The sequence below is a fragment of the Synechococcus sp. RC10B2 genome, from assembly GCF_047502635.1.
Window position 1 is genome coordinate 26,455 of record NZ_JANSHO010000044.1, and the last position, 13,352, is coordinate 39,806.

The following is a 13,352-nucleotide window of genomic DNA, read 5'->3' on the forward strand; positions in this document are numbered from 1 at the left end:
CCCCAGCTTCGGGATCCCTTCAATGGCTTTTGCCGCTGCTAGGGGAGCGGATCTCGGCAGGGATCTTGGCTTCCTCTTGGGGAACCGGCTGCTGCCCCATAGGGGCGAGGGTAAAAGAAACGGGCGCGACTTGGACGGCAGCGGGCTGAATCCCGTTGTTGGAAGGGGCGCTGGAGACCAAGTTGCTCAGCCCCAACACCAGTTCCCGGAGAGCGCGACGAAACTGGGGATCCCCGGTCAGCTCGTCGATATCGGCAGTGATCTTTTGCGCGTTTTGAAAGGTGATGCGGGCCGAGTCCAGAGTTTGGCGCAAGGTCGCCAGGGTGCCCGGATCGTTGAGGCTGGCGGCAAGCTGCCGCAGATCGTCGGTAGCTTGGGACACGTTCTCCGCCGCCGCTCGCACCTCGGCCAGGATCTGGCGCACATCCGCCTGCAGTTGCGGATCGGTAAGCAGCGGGCGAACCGCGCTCGACATGGCTTGCAGATCAGCGCTCACCTGCTGGATGTTTTCCAGGGCAGCCTGGAGGGAGGTGCGGTTCTGTTCCACCAGAACGGTGAACCGATCGGCAGCCGCTTGAAAACTGCGGGCCGTTTCCCTCACAGCTCCAGCCGCGTCTTGGATAGCCACAGCAGCCGAGGTAAATTGCGACAAGTCCAGATCTTCGGTGCGCAGGGCTGCCACCTGCTTCTCCACAGTTTCCGAGAGGTCGGCCACGCTGTTGGCAACACGGGTGATCCCTTCTAAGGTGGCGTTGAGGGTATCGAAGAACTCATCGTTGTTGATGCGCGTCACCAGCCGATCCACCTGAACCAGCAACTGGCCGAAACCCACGCCCGGCTCGCCCTCCACCCTATCCCCATCGCAGATGATCTGGCTGCGGTCGCAATCGGCTGCCAAGGGAGATCCTGTTAGCTGCACAGCCGCCTGCGGCAGGATATCCATCACCGTCTCCCCCACCAGCCCCGTCTGGGTGGTAACAAACAGGGCGTCGCGCGGGATGACCAGCGGCTGGTCGATAGCCACCTGCACCTCCACCTGGGCTGCCTGGGGCAGGATGCGCTCCACCCGGCCCACAGCTACTCCCCGCAGCCGCACGCTGGAGCCTTCCGCCAGGCCGGCCACATTGGGATAGGTGACGGTGAACCGAAAGCCGCGGCTGCCGAAGCGCAAGTTGTAGATCCACAAAAACAGCCCGGCAAAGCCCAGTGCCCCCGCCAAGATCAACAGGCCCACCGCCCCTTCTCGGATTGCTCGCGAACGCATCACACCTGCCCTGCCACTTGAATTGGCCCTTCTACGCTACCGCTGAAAAATTGCCGCACAAAGGGGTTGTCGCACGTTTCGATCTCTTGCACGGATCCCTCCCACTGCACCCGCCCCTGGGCCAAGAGCACAATCCGGTCGGTGGCGCGGTAGATGGTGCTGTGCTGGTGGGTCACCACAATGTAGCTCTCGCAAGCTTTTTTCACGCGCTGCAGATCCCGGATGAGATCTTCGATCACGGTGGAAGCAATGGGATCCAAGCCTGCTGTGGGCTCGTCGTAGAGCAGCAGTTGCGGCTCGTCCTGGGGCAGCGACGGATCCTCCATGATGGCGCGGGCGAAGCTGGCCCGCTTGCGCATCCCCCCAGAAAGCTCCTCCGGCAGGCTGTGCTCCTTGCCCGCCAGCCCCACCGCCTCCAGCTTGGCCGCCACCAGCTCCCGAATGCGTGCCCGCGGCAGCCGCGAGTGCTCATAGAGCAAAAAACCGACGTTTTCTTCCACCGTCAGGGAGTCGAAGAGGGCCGCTTGCTGGAATACCATGCCTACCCGCAGGGGGGGAGTCTGATGGCCGGCCTGAATTTCCGGCAGCGGGATCCCACACCAGAGCACCTCGCCAGCCTCCGGCTCCGTCAGGCCGGCAATAATGCGCAGCAAGGTCGATTTGCCGGTGCCGGAAGGCCCCACCACTCCTAGGGCATCGCCCCGGTACACCTTGAGGTCAATCCCATCCAGCACCACCGTAGACCCAAAGCGCTTGCAGACCTGCCGCAGCTCTACCAGAGGGATCGGATCGTTTACCTTGGCTGGAGAGGAAAGGGGCTGAGGTTGACCATTCTCTACCCCTGCTGGCGGCTTCTGCTGGCTGTCCCTGCTTGTGGCAGTGGCTTGCTGGCAGCACTTTGCCCACCACTTCTGGCAAAACTGCGGAATCAGGATACCTTCCTCCGGTGGCTTGCCTCCACTACTAGTCTACAAGGCCCTCCCGTTGCCCGAACAACCTGCCGGCGTTCACCGGCCCCAGGGATCCGAAATTCCTCCCTGGGCTCCCTTAGTCCAGCTCAGCGGCAGACTCAACCTCAGCAAGAGCGGCTAAGCCGGCAGGGATCCCTTCCGTCGAACTGGGCAGAGTCGAATCTGGCTGGGCCACGGCTGGAGGAGAAGGACTGCGGCGCTGCGAAAAGCCCCAGACAAACAAAGGCAGCACAGCCAGCACCATCCCCCATTCCGGGAGCTCAATTTGGGGGAAAAACACCTCCAGCAGCATGAGGCTTCCCACCAGGGCGATGATGGCAAAGGCAGCATCTTCCAGGCGGGAAAACTCATCCAGCCAGCGCAAGAACAAAGAGGCCATGTAGCGCATCAGGGTGATGCCGAGAATGCCGCCGAGGATGATCACCCAAGCCTTGCGGGAGACGCCCACCGAAGCGGCGATGCTGTCGAAAGAAAAGACTAGATCCGTCAGCTCTACCATCACCAGAGTTTGCCAAAAATTGGCCTGGCGAGTGATGTCTTGCTCGGGTCCTTCTTCTTCCCCGCGAAAATGCTGCCAGGCCAGCCAGAGCAAGTAACAGGCCCCAAGAAACTGAGCGGGCGGATACTCCACCAGCCAAACCGCTGCAAACACAATGGCGATGCGAAAACCATAGGCGCCAATGATGCCCCAGCGCAAAGCCCGGTTCTGTTGCTGGGGGGTGGGCAAATGCTTGACCAAAGCAGCTAGGGCGACGGCGTTATCAGCAGAGAGGGCTGCTTCCAAAAACACCAGAGCCACCACCAAAAAGAGATCCGTCCAAGTGAAGGACTGAACGATCCCCTGAACAAGAGCCACAGCGGTATTTATTGCCTCGATGGACATAGCAGCAAGCTTCATGTACCCCGGCTAAAAAATCGTTCGTTCAGTGCAGCCAACCCCAGACTGCTATCCTATAATCGACAACTCCTTTCATTTGCTTTCATTTTTATGGTCGTTTTTATGGTCGTTAGGGAGCGCCCCAAGAATGATACCTGAGGAAAGAACCCACCCCTCAATTCTTGGAAACAACCTCCCAGCGGAGACAGCCAAAATCCCGGCCTAGCCATGGCCTGAGTATAGCCTGTCTGGCTTAGGATTGTTTTACATTTCTTAACCTTCTCCCTCTCCAGGGGATGCAGGCGAGGGCAATCGCGACGCCAGCCGCTGGCCACAGCGCAGGATCTGGCCGGCCAGAATCGCAGCCCCAAAGCCGTTGTCGATGTTCACTACCCCCACCCCAGGAGCACAGGAGTTGAGCATGGTCAGTAGGGCAGCCAAGCCCTGGAAGCTGGCCCCGTAGCCAACGCTGGTGGGCACAGCGATTACCGGACAGTCTGCCAGGCCCGCCACCACGCTGGCCAAGGCTCCCTCCATGCCCGCCACCACGATCAGCACATCGGCTTCCAGAGCGGCGCGGTGGTGCAGCAGGCGATGGATCCCGGCCACTCCCACATCCCAGAGGCGGTTGACCTGAAACCCGGAGAGCTCGGCGGTGAGAGCGGCCTCTTCAGCCACCGGCACGTCGGCAGTGCCAGCGGAGATCACGCTAATCTGGCCGGGATAGCTATGCACCTTTTGGGGAGGGATCCAGCACAAGCGCGCTACAGGAGAATACTGGGCCTGGGGCAAGCGGCAGCGAACTTGGGCATAGACCGAGGGATCGACGCGGGTGGCCAAAGCTAGGGATCCCTGGCGGTGCAGCCGCTCCAGAATCTGGGCAATCTGCTCAGGAGTTTTGCCCGGCCCCCACACGGCTTCGGGAAAGCCGGTGCGCAGAAGGCGATGGTGATCCACACGGGCGAAGTCTCCTACCGCCTCAAAAGGCAGGAAGCGACAGGCTTGCAGGGCCTGCTCGGGGGAGAGCTTCCCCTGAGCCACCGCCTGGAACAGTTCCTTCAAGGTTTGGTCAAGCGGCATAGAAGGGGGGTTGGGCAGCTCTACTACGCTAAGGAACCGCGCGGGAAAAACAACACCGGATGCCAACTTTGCCGTAGAATCTCGCCGGTGAGGCTACGGATTGACCACTCCCAAAAGGTCCCCACCCGTGGGGAGGCGGTGGCAATGGCGGTCATGTCCTCCTCAGCAGCGGTGGCCAGGATTTCCTGAAGCGGGGATCCCACCCGCACCAAGGCCCGCAACTGCACCGGTTTTACCTGCTCGACCAGCGGTTCGACTAACCGGGCCAAGTCGGCCTCGGCCCTGCGCTTGAGCTCTTCTGCCGGCGATCCCTGGTTGCGGCGGGCGCTGGGATCCACCACATAGAGCAGCGTAATGGCCTGACACTGGGAAGTTCCTGGCAGCAGTTGGCCAAGACGGCTGAGGAGCTGCCGGCGGGGCTCCTCAAAGTCAAAAGGCACTAGGAGGGAGCGAAATAGGTGGCGGCTGCGCAGGCGCAATTCTTCCAGAGTAAAGGCGGCGATGAGTTGCGGACGCATCACCATTACCGGGATGGTCAGCTTCGGCAGCAGCTCCAAGGTGGTGCTTCCAAACAGTTTTTCGGTGAGCAGATTGTGGATCCCCATGCCTGTGATTAGCAAGTCGGAGCTGCAGGTTTGGATCCCTCTTAAAATCAGATCCACCGCCTTGCCCGCCTGCACCAAGACTTTGACTTCCAGCCCTGCAGGAACGGCGCTCAACACCTCTTGTAAGCGAGCCTGTTGCGCCTGCACTTTGGGGGTGAGGTCTTCGGGAAGGCCAATGTCGTCGTCCTGCCGAGCAACGCTATGCACAAAAGCAACGCGCTCAATCCCATTCAGGTAAAGCTCTTCTAGGCATTTGCCAAAACGCTGCAGTCCATCGCGGCAATCGGTGGCGATCAACAGGCTTTTGAACATATGGCTTTAGGCAGAGGGAGGTAGCCAGCAACAGCAACCTGCCCTAGGGGGGCAATCTCAGGCTAACACCTCGCACCCCGGACCTGTCCTTGAAAGGAGTCCCGATCTACTTCTGCTGCGGCTTTTTCTGCTGCGGCTTTCGCTCACCGATAGGGATCCGCCAAGTTGCGAAACTGGGTGTACTGGCTTTCAAACAAAAGGCGCACCGTGCCCGTGGGGCCGTTGCGATGTTTGGCAACAATTACCTCCGCAATTCCGCGATCGCTGGTGTTGGGATCGTAGTACTCGGGCCGGTAGATCATCATCACCACGTCGGCATCCTGCTCGATGCTGTTGTGCACCAGCAGGCCGTTGGCCACAAAGTTGTGGTGGCGGGGCATCTCGATGTCGTAAACCGGTTGCGGCTCCCCCGGCTCGCTAATGAAGACGACGGGATCCCAGATCAACCCCTCCTGCACCACCACCGCCACCTCCTCCTCCAGTTGCAGCTCGTCGAGGGTTTTCCAGCCGTCCCGAGTTAGGAAAGGGTGGTTGCCAGTGGCACGAATGGAAAAGTTGAGGCGGGTTTTTAGAAGACATGTGGGCTGCCGCCCACTGCAAAATACCCTCACTGGCTGTTGGGGCACCAGCCGCCCGCGCCCATTGAGGCTAAGCAGGCGCGGCAGTTCTGCTGAAGGCGGCAGGGCTGCCAGTTGCTCCAGCCGCCAGATCTTGCCGCGATCCACGTCCCTCACGCGGGTATCGCCGGCTAGACAACCCGACTCCCGCAAATCTGCCAGTTGCGGACGCTTGTCTGAGCGCGACTCCACTGCCCGGCTGAGCTGAGATAGCACCAGCACCGGCACCATCAGCTCTTTGGCTAGCGCCTTGAGGCCGCGGGTAATGCGCGACAATTCCTGCACCCGGTTGTCGGACTCAGATCCCTGGATTAGCTGCAAGTAGTCGATCAACACCAACCCCAACGTCCCTCCTTGCTCCACCTGCAGACGCCGCGCCTTAGAGCGAATTTCTGTAACCGTGCAGTTGGGCGTGTCGTCGATAAACAAAGGCAGTTGCGACAAAAAGCCAATCGCCTGCCCCAGGCGTTGCCACTCATTCTCGCTGATGCGCCCGGATCGCAGACGGCTACTATCAATGCGCGCCTCGCTGGCCAAGAGCCGCTGCACCAGTTGCTCCCGCGACATCTCCAGGCTGAAGATGGCCACCGGTTGCTTGACGTAGGCAGCCACATTTTGGGCAATGTTAAGAGCCAGGCTGGTCTTTCCCATCGAGGGACGGCCGGCTAGGATGACCAAATCCGACCGCTGCAAGCCCTGGGTCAGGTTGTCGAGGTCAATGAATTTGGTCGGGATCCCAGGGATCTGAGCCCCGCTCTGGAACCTCTCCTCCAACTCTGAGAAGATGTTTACCAAAACTTCCGAGGCTGGAACAAGGCTGCGCTGCACCCGTTCCTGGGTGAGGCTGAACACCTCTTGCTCGGCTCGATCCAGGAGCTGAGGGAGAGGCTGGCTAGTGTCGTAGGCCAGACGCGCCAAGGTGTTGCTGACTTGAATCAGCCGGCGGCGCATGTATTTGTCCACCACCAGACGGGCATACTGGTCAATGTTGACACTGCTAACCGTCTGCTCCACTAGGCGGCGAATTGCCGCCGTTCCTCCCACCCGCTCCAAGAGCTGGTGATCTGCCAACCAGGCAGAAACAGTGGTCAGGTCAGTGGGCTGGCCCTGGCTGTACAACTGCAGAGCAGCCCGGTAGATCTCCTGGTGGGCGGAGAGGTAGAACATCTCAGGCCGCAAGAGCCCCGCCACCCGCGCCATCGCCTCAGGGTCAAGGAGGATGCCGCCCAAGATCTCCTCCTCAGCTTCGATGTTCTGAGGCGGAAGCCGATCCCCACCGCTCAGGTCGTAATCGCTAATCACCACCAGCCAGGGTAGAAAAACCAAGCTCTCCCCCGCTCTCCGACTGCTAGGCTGCACACCCTAGCGCAGCGGGCCAAGTGGGCATAGCCGTCTGAACCAGAACCTCTTTTCTACTCAGGCGTGACCTGAATGCGCAGCGTAGCGGTAACCTCGGGGTGTAACTTCACCTGCACCAGGTAGACCCCAGTTTTCTTGATCTCCTCATCGAGTAGGACATTGCGGCGGTCGATATCGAGGCCACTGGTAGCCAGCACCACCTCGGCAATATCGCTGGCAGTTACCTGTCCAAAGAGCAGGTCTTTTTCGCCCACCTTCTTGCGGATGACAAAACGGCCAATCGTCTCCAAAGCCTTCTTGTAGTTTTCCGCCTGTTGCTTCTCAGCCAGCTTGCGGGCTGCTTCCTGCTCCCGCCGCATCTGCTGCTCCTTGAGAAGTCCAGGCGTAAGCCGCACCGCCATCTGCCGCGGGAAAAGGTAGTTGCGGGCATAGCCCGGCCTGACACTCACCACCTCTCCCGGCTTGCCGAGCCCAGGAACCGCCTGGCGCAGCATCACCTGCACATCTTTTGCCATAGGAGGAAGGCACCCACTCTCTTGACAGACCTCTATTCTAGGCATTCCCCCGACCAATGTCAGCCCAGCCCCAGCCTCCCCCTGGGGTCTCTACCCTGATTAAGCCCGACAGTCGCGACCTCGGCTGCTGGGCCTAGAAATAACCTAGAAATAACCTGAATTTAACCTCTTGTTGACCCAAAAAGGGTTGACCTTACGTTACACTTAGCGACCGATTAGCGACTGAGTTGCAAGGGCTGGGGTCTCAACGAGATCCTGTGCTTTCTTCGGCCCGGTGGACTGAACTCTTGGAGTTAGGTTTCACAGTTGCAGCTTTTTGACCTGGGCTAGGACACGCTCTTCAGTGGAGAGATCTCTGTATGTCGATGTCGCATTCCTTGGGTCGTCGTTCTTTCCTTAAGTCCTTGTCGGCAGTTGCTGCTGGTTTTGCGGCAAGTCAGGCCGGCTGGCAGCGAGTGTTTGCCCAGCAGAAGACGATAACCATCAACGGCGCTGGAGCTACCTTCCCGGCCCCCCTCTACCAAACGTGGGCCCAAGAATTTGGCAAGAAAAACCCCAACATCCAAGTCAACTACCAATCGGTGGGGAGCGGCGCTGGCCGTCAGCAATTTGTGGCCCGCACTGTCGACTTCGGCGCCAGTGATAGCGTGCCGCGTCCTGAGGAGATTAGCAAGATTGAGGGTGAAGCCAACCCTCCCAAGGGCATGGTGGCCGTGCCTATGGTGGGCGGGGCATTGGTGGCAGCCTATAACGTCCCCGGCGTAGGTCCTGAACTTCGCCTCTCTCGCCTGGCGCTGGCCAATATCTTCCTGGGCAAGATCAAGAAATGGAACGATCCGCTGCTGGCTGGCCTTAACCCAGGCGTGACTCTCCCAGATCTGCCGATTACTGTTGTGCACCGCTCTGATGGCAGTGGCACCACCGACATCTTTACCACCCACCTCAGCGCCATTAGCCCCGAATGGCGGCAAAAAGTGGGCCGTGGCTCTTCCGTGAACTGGCCAACTGGCGTGGGAGCTCGCGGTAACGAAGGCGTTTCTGAACAAATCAAGCAGATTCCTGGCTCAATCGGCTATGTGGAGTACGGCTTTGCTAAGCTCAACAACCTAAATTTCGCTCGCCTGGAAAACCGGGCAGGCAAGTTCGTCGTCCCCAAAGTTGAGACGGAGCAGGCAGCGCTGGCGAGAATCAAGCTCGACGAGCGGCTGCTGGGGGTTGACCCAGATCCCGAAGGGGAAGACTCCTACCCCATTGTGGGCTACACGTGGATCTTGGCTTACCAAGCCTACCCCAAAGCTGAAACCTCCAAGGCTGTCAAAGAGTTTCTTCGCTACGGCCTCACCGAAGGGCAATCCTTTGCGGAGCCGCTGGGCTATGTGCCTTTGCCGGAGGAAACGCGGAAGAAAGCTCTGGCTGCCCTGGAAAAAATCACTCCGTAGAGGTTTGTACCCCCTACCCAGCAGATGACCACTACCCCTACCCAGCAGATGACCACTACCTTTTCGGAGAGCAGTTCTCTATTTCGGCCCCGGCCCGTCTTCCAGCGCCGGCGCGACTGGCTATTCATTTGGGCAACGCGGATCGCCGTCTTTTTCTCGGCTTTCCTACTGTTGTGGATTGCCCTGGAGATTGGGATTCAGGCGCTACCTGCCATTCGGAAGTTCGGGCTGGGCTTTTTCTGGGGCACCACCTGGGATCCTGTTGAGGACATTTACAGTGCTTGGCCCCAGATCTACGGCACGCTGGTAACTTCTCTGATTGCTCTGATCGTGGGCGTTCCCTTAAGCTTTGGCATCTCCATCTTTTTGAGCGAGGACTTTTTGCCCAAGCCTTTGCGCACAGCCTTGATCATCGTGGTGGAGCTGCTGGCAGCCATTCCCAGTGTGGTCTACGGCATTTGGGGGTTGTTTATCTTCATCCCCTTCTTCCGCCCTATACAGATGTTTTTGTTCCAGCACTTCAACTGGCTGCCCATTTTCAGCACACCACCAGTAGGGCCTGGGATGTTGACATCGGGGGTTGTCTTGGGGATCATGATCATCCCCATCATTACTGCCATCGCCAGGGAAATGCTGGTGTCCGTTCCGCCAGAGTTGCGGGCGGCTGCCTATGCGATGGGAGCCACTCGCTGGGAAGCCATCTTTGGTGTCGTGCTGCCGGCAGCAATTGGCGGCCTCCTGGGAGCGGTGGTTTTGGGTTTGGGACGCGCCATGGGGGAGACGATGGCAGTAGCGATGCTGATTGGGAATGCCCGCGGCATTAGCATCTCGCTTCTGGCTCCTGCCAGCAACATCCCAGCCCTATTGGCCAACGAGTTTGCGGAAGCGGGCCCCGAGCAGGTTGCAGCACTTATGTATTTGGCCTTGATTCTGTTAGCCATCACTCTGGTGGTTAACATTGCGGCGGAGCTGATGATACGCCGTGTCAAGTTTGCGCTAACAGCTTCGTGGGAGTAGAGGAACATGACGGCGCAAGTGCAGGCGGTAGAGCAAGGCAATTTGTTTAAGCGCAGAGCGAAGCCCTGGCAGCGCATCTTCTTGGATGTAGGAATGACAGCGCTGACAACTATCTCCAGCATCTTCGCCATTTTTGTGCTGGCTCTCATCCTCTACTACGTTTTCACCAGGGGCATCGAGCGCCTGAACTGGCAGACGCTGACCCAGCTTCCCCCTCCTCCGGGCGATCAGGTGGGCGGATTTGGCAATGCGGTGCTGGGGACGATTATTGTGGTGTCGATTGCTATCTCCATCACATTCCCCATTGGTCTATTCGCAGCCATCTATCTCTCGGAGTTTGGCAAAAACAGCCCCACGGCCTCCTTTCTGCGCTTCGTTATCAAGGTGTTGACGGGGGTTCCCTCCATCATTGCCGGGGTGTTTGCCTATGGGGTGCTGGTGCTTTCCTCCAAAACCTTCTCGGCCCTTGCCGGCGGGATGGCTCTATCGGTGCTGACCCTGCCTATCATCATTTTGTCCAGTGAAGAGGCGCTGCGCCTGGTGCCGGCCGATACGCGGGCTGCTGCCTATGCGTTGGGGGCTTCGCGAGTGCAGACGGTGTTTCGCGTGGTGTTGCCAGCGGCTCTGCCGGTGATCCTGACGGGGGTGACGTTGGCCATTGCCCGCGCTGCAGGTGAGACGGCGCCCCTGATCTTCACGGCTTTGTTTAGCTTTCTCTGGCCCAGCGGTTTGTTGAAGCCAGTGGCCTCGCTGGCTGTGTTGATCTACAACTTTGCCCTTGTCCCCTTTGAAAACCAGCAGAAGCTTGCCTGGGGAGGGGCTTTGGCTCTGGTGATTTTGGTCCTGATTACCACCGTCAGTTTCCGGCTCCTTGTGAGTCGTCGCCAAGAAGCCATCACTATCTAAGCCTTGCAGCAACGTTATCTTCTTTTCAACACGCCTATGCGCTCTCCACTCTCTGACAAGTCGGGCTCTCCTAAGCAACCCACCCGGTTGGAGGTTGAACTAGAGACGCGGGATCTGAGCGTCTACTACGGCTCCCACCTGGCGGTTAAGCAGGTTTCCCTGAAGATCCCGAAAAATCACATCACAGCCTTTATTGGACCCTCAGGTTGCGGCAAGAGCACTATTTTGCGCTGCTTCAACCGCATGAATGACTTAATCCCAGGGGCAAGGGTAGAAGGCTCCGTTATCTTCCACGGGAAAAACATCTACGACCCGGATGTGGATCCCTCTGAGGTGCGGCGGCGGGTTGGCCTAGTGTTTCAGAAGCCCAACCCCTTCCCCAAATCCGTCTACGACAACATTGCCTTTGGGCCCCGGATTAATGGCTACCAGGGGGATCTGGACGAGCTCGTGGAGCGGGCACTGCGCCAGGCCGTTCTCTGGGATGAGGTGAAAGATAAGTTGAGGATGAGCGCCCTTTCCCTCTCCGGTGGACAACAGCAGCGCCTCTGCATTGCCCGCACCCTGGCCATTCAGCCGGAGGTAATTCTAATGGACGAGCCTTGCGCCTCGCTGGATCCTATTTCTACGCTGCGCATTGAGGAGCTGCTTAAGGAATTGGGCCGTCGCTACACGATCATCATCGTCACCCACAACATGCAGCAGGCAGCTCGCGTGTCCGACTTCACTGCCTTCTTCAACACTGAACTTGACGAGAGAGGGATCCGCTACGGACGAATGGTAGAGTTTGACCGCACCGAGAAGATCTTCAACTCTCCCGCCAACCGCGAGACGGAAGAGTATGTGAGCGGGCGCTTTGGCTAAGTCGCGGCTGACAGAAGGGATCCCGGTCGTCTATCTTGATGGAGTGGAAGGCCAGTGGCTAGGGCATGGCCGATCGAGTCCGCCTGGATACCTGGCTGGTGGAGCGAGGGTATTTTTCTTCGCGCCAGCAGGCGCAGCGGGCTATCTTGGCGGGAGAAGTCTTCCTCAACGGAGTACGGGCGGAAAAAGCCGGGACGTGGGTAAGCGGAGATCCTGTAGTCCACATCCAGGCCAAGTCTGCTTTTGTCTCGCGAGGAGGAGAAAAGCTTCAGGGGGCACTGCAAGCTTTTCCCATTCAAGTCCAGGGTCGCATCTGTTTGGATGCTGGCATCTCCACTGGGGGCTTCACCGATTGCCTCCTGCAACGAGGGGCGCAGCGGGTCTATGGGGTGGATGTGGGCTATGGCCAATTGGCCTGGTCTTTGCGAACTGACCCGCGGGTAATCCTTAGGGAACGAACCAACTTGCGCTATCTTCAGCCAGCCGATCTCTACGGAACCGAGGTGCCCACTCCCAACTGGCCGGATCTGGCAGTGGTGGATCTCTCCTTTATTTCCCTGACTAAGGTGTTGGATCCTCTGTGGAAGCTGTTGCGCTCGCCGCGGGAAGCCTTGCTGCTAGTCAAGCCGCAGTTTGAGGCGGGCCGAGGCCAGGTGGGCAAAAGGGGGGTAGTGCGGGATCCGGCCGTCCATGCCCGCGTGCTGCAGACAGTAATGCAGGCGGCGGTGGCCCGCGGCTGGCAGGTGCAGGGCTATACGTGGTCGCCCATCACCGGCCCTGCCGGCAACATCGAGTACTGGCTCTGGCTGGCGGAAGGAGAAGGGATCCCTCTCCCCGACACCGGTGCGCTACAACAGATGAGCGAACAGGCAAGAGCAGCCTTACACCCATAAAGTAGTGCACTTGTCAATACGTCATTATGCCGAGTTGAGAACGATGAGCGCAGCCATTGAAGAATTGTTTCAGGAAGGGATCCGGCGCTACGAGGCGGGGGAAGCGGCCAAGACGCTGATCCCTTCCTTCGAGGCCATTTGTAAGGGATCCCCGAAGGCGGCAGCAGCCTGGACTTGCTTGTCCTGGCTCTATCTTTTGGAGGGGCAAGCGGAAAAAGCCCTGAAAGCTGCCCAAACTGCTGTGAAGCTAGACCCGGTGGACGCCCAGCCGCGGGTGAACTTGACTTTGGCGATGCTGGAGCTGAAAAAAACAGGGGTACGCCAGCAGGTGGAGATCATCAAGCAAATCTTGGCGCGGGATCCCGAGCAGATCGAGGGGGTCAAATCTAACTTGGCAGAGGGAGGGAACCGCCGTCCCAATTGGCCTCAGTTGAGCAAGATGCACCAATGGCTATTTGAAGTAGACCAAGCAGGTTAAGCAGGCTTAACCCGATTTTGCAACAAGAATTTAGGAAAATCTAGAGCTTGTCAACTTAATCCGCAACTTTTAACAATATTCTCATAGAGTTGGTGCTAGACTTCTCTTACCAAATCGCAAGACGGTATTCGGGCACCGCTGTGAGTTAGCTTGCA

At 58.9% G+C, this 13,352-nt stretch carries 13 protein-coding genes; 6 read left to right on the forward strand and 7 right to left on the reverse strand.

Annotated features, from left to right (window positions below; all coding sequences use genetic code 11):
• Window positions 1-19: 19 nt before the first annotated feature.
• From NW855_RS05310 to rplI, 7 genes are all read right to left on the reverse strand, one after another.
• Entirely contained in the window at window positions 20-1,264 is a 1,245-nt protein-coding gene (locus tag NW855_RS05310) for an MlaD family protein (protein WP_414402339.1), read from the reverse strand.
• Complete coding sequence (locus NW855_RS05315; protein ID WP_240527653.1) at window positions 1,264-2,001, reverse strand: ABC transporter ATP-binding protein; 738 nt, start codon at window positions 1,999-2,001, stop codon at window positions 1,264-1,266. The genes NW855_RS05310 and NW855_RS05315 overlap by 1 nt, the downstream gene beginning before the upstream one ends.
• A gap of 310 nt (window positions 2,002-2,311) precedes the next feature.
• Window positions 2,312-3,133, reverse strand: a complete 822-nt coding sequence (locus NW855_RS05320; protein ID WP_228375215.1) for a TerC family protein — start codon at window positions 3,131-3,133, stop codon at window positions 2,312-2,314.
• A 252-nt stretch (window positions 3,134-3,385) separates the two neighbouring features.
• Window positions 3,386-4,192, reverse strand: a complete 807-nt coding sequence (larB, locus tag NW855_RS05325; protein WP_099887115.1) for a nickel pincer cofactor biosynthesis protein LarB — start codon at window positions 4,190-4,192, stop codon at window positions 3,386-3,388.
• Between the two features lie 23 nt (window positions 4,193-4,215).
• A complete protein-coding gene (locus NW855_RS05330; protein WP_414395103.1) occupies window positions 4,216-5,109 on the reverse strand; it encodes a universal stress protein in 894 nt (297 codons plus the stop codon).
• 143 nt (window positions 5,110-5,252) lie between these two features.
• Window positions 5,253-7,010 (reverse strand): replicative DNA helicase, encoded by a 1,758-nt coding sequence (dnaB, locus tag NW855_RS05335; protein ID WP_414402351.1) that lies wholly within the window; start codon window positions 7,008-7,010, stop codon window positions 5,253-5,255.
• Between the two features lie 128 nt (window positions 7,011-7,138).
• On the reverse strand, window positions 7,139-7,600 hold the full coding sequence (gene rplI, locus NW855_RS05340) for a 50S ribosomal protein L9 (RefSeq protein WP_011430393.1): 462 nt from the start codon (window positions 7,598-7,600) through the stop codon (window positions 7,139-7,141).
• A gap of 359 nt (window positions 7,601-7,959) precedes the next feature.
• On the opposite strand from rplI, the gene pstS reads away from it, so the two are divergent.
• The 6 genes from pstS to NW855_RS05370 all read left to right on the forward strand — a co-directional run bounded on the left by pstS (window position 7,960) and on the right by NW855_RS05370 (window position 13,197).
• Window positions 7,960-9,039 (forward strand): phosphate ABC transporter substrate-binding protein PstS, encoded by a 1,080-nt coding sequence (pstS, locus tag NW855_RS05345; protein WP_414402338.1) that lies wholly within the window; start codon window positions 7,960-7,962, stop codon window positions 9,037-9,039.
• Between the two features lie 24 nt (window positions 9,040-9,063).
• Entirely contained in the window at window positions 9,064-10,056 is a 993-nt protein-coding gene (gene pstC, locus NW855_RS05350; RefSeq protein WP_414402337.1) for a phosphate ABC transporter permease subunit PstC, read from the forward strand.
• A 6-nt stretch (window positions 10,057-10,062) separates the two neighbouring features.
• The gene (gene pstA / locus NW855_RS05355) at window positions 10,063-10,962 is read left to right on the forward strand and encodes a phosphate ABC transporter permease PstA (protein WP_414402336.1); all 900 of its coding nucleotides are present in this window, start codon (window positions 10,063-10,065) and stop codon (window positions 10,960-10,962) included.
• Between the two features lie 36 nt (window positions 10,963-10,998).
• A complete protein-coding gene (pstB, locus tag NW855_RS05360; RefSeq protein ID WP_414402335.1) occupies window positions 10,999-11,826 on the forward strand; it encodes a phosphate ABC transporter ATP-binding protein PstB in 828 nt (275 codons plus the stop codon).
• Window positions 11,827-11,891: 65 nt separating this feature from the next.
• On the forward strand, window positions 11,892-12,719 hold the full coding sequence (locus NW855_RS05365; RefSeq protein ID WP_099887110.1) for a TlyA family RNA methyltransferase: 828 nt from the start codon (window positions 11,892-11,894) through the stop codon (window positions 12,717-12,719).
• 43 nt (window positions 12,720-12,762) lie between these two features.
• A complete protein-coding gene (locus NW855_RS05370) occupies window positions 12,763-13,197 on the forward strand; it encodes a hypothetical protein (RefSeq protein ID WP_011430399.1) in 435 nt (144 codons plus the stop codon).
• The last annotated feature ends 155 nt before the right edge of the window (window positions 13,198-13,352 follow it).